This window comes from Pseudoxanthomonas sp. LjRoot204_2, from assembly GCF_056175765.1.
This window is the reverse complement of the sequence record NZ_JBGFFG010000341.1, coordinates 1-3,754: the sequence shown is the minus strand read 5'-3', so window position 1 is coordinate 3,754 and position 3,754 is coordinate 1. Positions and strand designations below refer to the sequence as shown.

Annotated in this window: 3 protein-coding genes; 2 read left to right on the top strand and 1 reads right to left on the bottom strand. The window is 68.9% G+C overall.

The window, feature by feature from the left end; all coding sequences use genetic code 11:
• Positions 1–248: 248 nt before the first annotated feature.
• A complete protein-coding gene (locus tag AC04L7_RS14300; RefSeq protein WP_435997347.1) occupies positions 249–767 on the bottom strand; it encodes a YybH family protein in 519 nt (172 codons plus the stop codon).
• A 57-nt stretch (positions 768–824) separates the two neighbouring features.
• On the opposite strand from AC04L7_RS14300, the gene AC04L7_RS14295 reads away from it, so the two are divergent.
• Together AC04L7_RS14295 and AC04L7_RS14290 are read left to right on the top strand one after the other, a co-directional pair.
• Positions 825–2,072 carry an alkaline phosphatase family protein gene (locus AC04L7_RS14295; RefSeq protein WP_435997345.1) on the top strand — a complete coding sequence of 416 codons (1,248 nt, stop codon included), beginning with the start codon at positions 825–827 and terminating at the stop codon, positions 2,070–2,072.
• A 49-nt stretch (positions 2,073–2,121) separates the two neighbouring features.
• Positions 2,122–3,618, top strand: coding sequence for an AlkA N-terminal domain-containing protein (locus tag AC04L7_RS14290; protein WP_475513250.1), 1,497 nt, complete (start codon positions 2,122–2,124; stop codon positions 3,616–3,618).
• Positions 3,619–3,754: the final 136 nt, after the last annotated feature.

Sequence of the window (3,754 nt, the reverse complement as noted above, 5' to 3'; positions counted from 1 at the left end):
GGCTTTTCCTGATGCTTCGATGGCGGGGCGACAGGCGCTGTCGCATCGGCGGCGCGCTCCGGCGCCTGGGCGTCTCCGTCACGCTCGACGGACGCCTGCGCTTGCGCCTGCGCGGCAGCCGCCATCAGGCAGGCAGCGAATAAGGCAGAGACGTACTTCATGAGAGGGGCTCCGGCCGAGCTGGGTAACGACGATACGCCCAATGTGACATGCGCGTCGCGATCGTCCCGGTCCGGTTCAGCGGGACCTCAGGCCGCCGGGCATCGCGCCTTCCGACCTTCGTGGAAACGCTGGACGGCGGCCGCATCCGCCTTCTGCGGCACGACGCCGTCGTCGAACAGCACCTGCCAGGTGCCTTCATCGTTCCGGTACCAGACGGAGCCGAATCGACCGAGGCGGGCATCGCCGGTCTTGGGATCCTCGTACAGCGCCGGGCCGCTGGAGTAAGCGGTCCGGCCATCGCCCCCCAGGGTCACGGTGGCCGGATACCAGCTGAGCCTGAGCGCCTTGCCCTCGATCAGCGGCGCCCACTCGCGGGTGATCGCGTCGCGCCCACGGGTCGGTTTCTGGCTGACGCCGAAGGCGGCCTGGGGGTGGAGATGGCTGGCGAAGGCGTCCGCGTCATGCTGCGCCACGGCGTCAGCGAAACTCAGCTCACGCTGCCAGACAGCGCACTCGGCCTCGTGGACGGCCGTGGGCGAGGCGGCACTGGCGACGCCGGACGCAACCAGCAGGACGATGGACGAAAGTCGGACTAGCGCTGTCATGCGGAATGCCCCGGAGTCTGCCAAGCTGTGGCCGATTCCAGCTTTTCCCCGTAACGCATGCACCTGCCATTCGTCAGGGTGATGCTGCTGGTGGTCCTGTCATGGATTGCCGGCTGCGCCTCCACCCCCAACGCTCCTTCCGCGCCTCAGCCTCGCACCGTACTGCTCGTCTCCATCGACGGCCTGCGTGCCGACATCCCCGGCAGTGGCCGCATGCCGACGCTGGATGCGCTGTTCGCGCAAGGCGCGCATGCCGCCTGGCTGAACCCGTCCTACCCGACGCTGACGTTCCCCAATCACTACACCCTGGTGACCGGGCTGCGTCCTGATCGCCACGGCATCGTGCACAACGACATGCGGGATGCCGTGCTTGGGCAGTTCGAATCGAAGAAAGCCTCCGGGCGCGACGGCCGGTTCTGGGGCGGCGAACCGGTCTGGATCGGCGCCCAGCGCGCCGGCCTGAAGACGGCGACGATGTTCTGGCCCGGTTCGGAAGCGGAAATCGCGGGCGGACGCCCCGACCATTGGCGCCCCTTCGATAGTGGAACAACGCCCGCCCAGCGCGTGGCCAGCGTCCTGGCGTGGCTGGACCTGCCGGCGGCCGAGCGCCCGCGCTTCATCACCCTGTATCTCGAACAGTACGATGTCGCCGCGCATGCCGACGGCACTTTTTCGCCCCGGGCACTCGCTGCCATGCACGAGATCGACGACGCCCTCGCGGCGTTGCTGCGCGGCCTGGAGGCGCGGCGCCTGCGGGATTCGACCAACCTGATCGTGCTGTCGGACCATGGCATGGCCGATGTGCGCAGCGTCGATACCGCCTATCTCGACGACGTGCTGCCGGAGGCCCTGTTCTCCTGGTCCTCGCTCGGTCCCGTCGCCCACATCACCCCGCGCCCCGGCCAGGAAGCGGACGTGGCGCGCCGCCTGGTCGGCCGCCACGACCATTACACCTGCTGGAGCAAGGAAACGCTGCCCGCGGCCTGGCACTACGGGCGCAATCCGCGCATAGCGCCCTTCGTGTGCCAGTCGGACGTCGGCTGGCGCCTGCAGCTGCATCGCCACCCACTGCCCAGGCAGCCCGTGAAAGGCGAGCACGGCTTCGCACCGGAAGACCCGCAGATGCGTGCGTTCTTCGTGGCCACCGGCCCCGACTTCGTCCCGAACGCGGCGCTGCCCGCCTTCGACAACGTCGACGTCTATCCCCTGCTCGCCCACTTGCTGGGAATACCTGCGGCCCCGAACGACGGCACGCTCGATACCTTCGCGCCTGTCCTGCGGCCGCGGACGCCGTCGCCGCATTGATGTCCGGAAACGGCGAGTCCTAACGCGTGGCCGGTGCTAGCCTGCGCGCATGTCCGATGCCGCCAGCCTGCTGCCCGACCGCCACGTCTGCGAACAGGCGCGGCTGAGCCGCGATCCGCGCTTCGATGGGCTGTTCTTCACCGCCGTCACCAGCACGCGGATCTACTGCCGGCCGGTGTGCCCGGCACCGGCGCCGAAACCGCAGAACATCGTCTACTACCGGAACGCAGCGGCCGCAGAAGCCGCGGGCTTCCGCCCCTGCCTGCGCTGCCGGCCGGAACTGGCACCGGGCGATGGCACGTGGCGGCGTGGCGATGAAGTGGTGGCGCGCGCATTGAAGCTGATCGACCAGGGTGCACTGGTCGATGCGCCCGTGGCGAACCTTGCCGAACGCGTGGGCCTGGGCGAACGGCAACTGCGGCGGCTGTTCACCGATCGTCTCGGTGCCACGCCGGTGGATGTGCACGGCACGCGCCGCCTGTTGTTCGCCAAACAGCTGCTGACCGAAACCACGCTGCCGATCACGCAGGTGGCGCTGGCCGCCGGCTTCGGCAGCCTGACCCGGTTCAATACGGCGTTCCGCGAGGAATACCGGATGGCGCCGCGCGACCTGCGCAAGCGCGAGCTGCCGCCGACGCACGAGGTGATGACGTTGCGGCTCGGTTATCGCCCGCCGTACGACTTCACCGCGATGCTCGATTTCCTGCGTGGCCGTGCGTTGCCCGGCGTGGAAGTCGTCGATGAGCGCAGCTACCTGCGCGTGATCGGCACGTCGGACGCACCCGGCTGGCTCCGCGTCAGCGCGTGGGACGCCAGTTCGCACGCACTGAGGTTGGAACTGCACGGCAGCGCCCCGAGCGACCTATTGCAGATCGTCAGCCGCCTTCGCCGCATGTTCGACCTGGATGCGGATCCCGCCGCGATCGCCGACGCACTCGGCGACGATCCGCGATTGCGGCCGCTGCTGGCCGCGCGTCCCGGCCTGCGCCTGCCCAGCGGATGGGATGGCTTCGAGATCGCGGTGCGCGCGGTGATCGSCCAGCAGGTCAGCGTAGCCGCGGCGCGCACGTTGACCGCACGCCTCGCACAACGGCACGGCACGCCGCTCGCGATCCCGTTCGACGGACTGACGCACCTGTTCCCCACACCGGATCTCCTGGCCGATGTGGACCTGACGGAGATCGGCCTGACCCGCGCACGCGCCGAGACAATCCGCGGGTTGTCGCGCGCGTTGCTGGATGGGCGGGTGGATTTCCGGCCCGAGCGCACGCTGGAGGATTTCACGTCGCGCTGGATCGCCCTGCCCGGCATCGGTCCGTGGACCGCGCACTACATGGCGCTGCGCGCGCTCGGCCACCCGGATGCGTTTCCCGCCGACGATCTGGTGCTGCAGAAGGCCGTGCCGACCGACGGCACGCGAATGACCGCCAAAGCGCTGACTGCGCGCGCCGAAGCGTGGCGGCCTTGGCGCGGCTATGCGGTGATCCATGTGTGGAAGGGCAGCATGGCGGCGCCCAAAGCGTCTGCTGTTGTAGGAGCGACGTAAGTCGCGACCGGGATCCTTCCGACAACAAAGCATTTTCATTCATACGGTCGCGACTTACGTCGCTCCTACCTTGAGCTTTCCACCATGATCCTCTTCCGCCGTCTCGACAGCCCTGTGGGCACGCTCACCCTCGCCG